We start from the raw sequence: 1,923 nt of genomic DNA on the forward strand, positions 1-1,923 counted from the left end.
AGACACGGATTCCGTCCGAGGCCAGTTCCAGAGCCGCGGCCTTGGTCAGCCCGCGCAGTGCCCACTTGCTGGCCACATACCCTCCGATGCCGGCGTAGCCGGTGATCCCGGCGATCGAAGAGACGTTCACGATCACGCCTCCGCCGGCCCGGCGAAGCGACGCTGCCGCCGTATGGATGCCCAGCCAGGCGCCCTGGACGTTGACGTCGATGACCCGCCGGAAGGATTCGAGGCTCTGCTCCTCTATGGTCCCCCACTCGAGGATCCCGGCGTTGTTGACCAGCACCGAGACAGGGCCCAGTTCCCGCTCCGTCTCCGCCACCACCGTCTGCCAGCCGTCCTCGGTACCGACGTCCAGGTGCGCGTAGCGGGCCGGGCCGCCGAGTTCCGCCGCCAGCTTCTCCCCCTCGGCGTCGAGGACATCGGCGACGACCACGGCCGCGCCCTCGGCCGCGAACAAACGTGCCACAGCGGCGCCGATCCCTCTGGCTCCACCGGTGACGATCGCCACCCGCTCGTTCAGACGTCCCATCACTACCTCCTGGACCGTGTCTCGACGAAGATCCGTGAGAGCGGATCGGCCGCGCCCCCGGCATGACACGTCCGGCCGCACAGTCGCGGGCCGACGGCCGACGAGTCGGTCAGGGGGTCGTGCAGATGACCTCGACGAAATGCCCCACCTGCTCCTCGGAGAGATGGCGTGCGAGGTCGGCTTCGCTGATCATGCCGACGAGACGATGGTCGTCGATGACCGGCAGCCGTCGGATCTTGTGCTCTTCCATGGCCCGGAGCACCTGTCCGGCATCGGCCTCGGCGTCGATCGTGACCGGCTTGCCCTGCTCGAGCTGGCCCGCGGGCACGGTTCTGGGGTCCTTGCCCTTGGCCAGGCACTTCACCACGATGTCGCGGTCGGTGATCATCCCGTGGAGACGGTCGTCCTCCCCGCAGACCGGGAGGGCTCCGACGTCCAGCTCCTTCATCCTGCGTGCCGCGGCCTCCAGCGTCTCGTTCTCCTGGATGCAGGTGGCACCGGAGTGCATGATCTCCCGGGCAGTGGTCATGGTCGTCTCCCTTCGAGCGTCGCTGCCGCGCGGGGAGAGCCGATGGGATCTGGCCCGCCCCCGGCCTGTGCTCCTCCAGACCAGTGTGAGTTCCTCGCCTCCCGTGCGCATGCCGGAGCAGGGGGCGACCACGTCACCGATTGCCGCATCGCCTTCCAAGGGCGGCAGAGCCCGGGCACGGGAGCCTGTACCCCTCACCGGTCATGTCTGCGGAACGACCGCGATCGGGCAGGGCGCTTGATGCAGCACCGCGTGGTTGACCAGACCCAACTGCAGGCCGATGTGCCCGTGCCGCCTGCGGGCGCCCACGACGAGCAGATCAGCGCCGGCCGCGGCTTTCAGCAGTGCCCGCCGTGCCGGGGCTTCGACCACCTCGCTGCTCACCGGCACGTCCGGATACCGCTCCGCAGGGTCGTGCAGCGCCTCGGCGAGAACTTGCGCCGGCGGGCGCTGGAGGGCTTGGAGGGCGTATCCGGACAGGCCCGGAGGCATAGGGGTTCCGACCGGGACACTCCAGGCGTGCACCGCCACCAGCCGGCAGCTCCGCACATGGGCCTCGCGGTACGCGAACTGCACGGCCGTACCGCTGCCCTCCTCGTCCTCGACGCCGACGACAATGTCCCCGAACCGGCTGCCTCGGTGCTCCGCCCCACCCCGCACGACGACCACCGGGCAGTCGGCGCGGGCGGCCACGGCCAGGCTGACCGAGCCCAGAAGCATCCCGGCGAGGTCTCCGAGCCCTCTTGGCCCGAGCACCAGTGCGAAGGCGTTGCGCCCCTTGTCGACCAGGGCGGCCGCCGCGTCCTCATGCACCACCTCGCTCGACAGCCGCACGGAGGGAGCCCCTGCCCTGGCACGCTTC

3 protein-coding genes are annotated in these 1,923 nt (G+C 70.3%); all 3 read right to left on the reverse strand.

Translation table 11 applies throughout. From position 1 onward, the window contains the following. Positions 1–532: SDR family NAD(P)-dependent oxidoreductase (locus tag ABZ281_RS47680; RefSeq protein ID WP_356664908.1), on the reverse strand; the 532-nt coding region annotated here is incomplete at its 3' end. Positions 533–641: 109 nt separating this feature from the next. After that, on the reverse strand, positions 642–1,061 hold the full coding sequence (locus ABZ281_RS47685) for a CBS domain-containing protein (RefSeq protein WP_356664910.1): 420 nt from the start codon (positions 1,059–1,061) through the stop codon (positions 642–644). Between the two features lie 201 nt (positions 1,062–1,262). Further along, positions 1,263–1,923 (reverse strand): universal stress protein (locus ABZ281_RS47690; RefSeq protein WP_356664912.1); only part of this gene is annotated, 661 nt, incomplete at its 5' end.

The sequence above is a fragment of the Streptomyces sp. NPDC006265 genome (genome assembly GCF_040613555.1).
GTDB lineage: Bacteria > Actinomycetota > Actinomycetes > Streptomycetales > Streptomycetaceae > Streptomyces.

Bases quoted from the DNA above. Each gene is read 5' to 3' on its own strand.
- ABZ281_RS47685 (WP_356664910.1), bottom strand. From the start codon at position 1,061: ATGACCACTGCCCGGGAGATCATGCACTCCGGTGCCACCTGCATCCAG.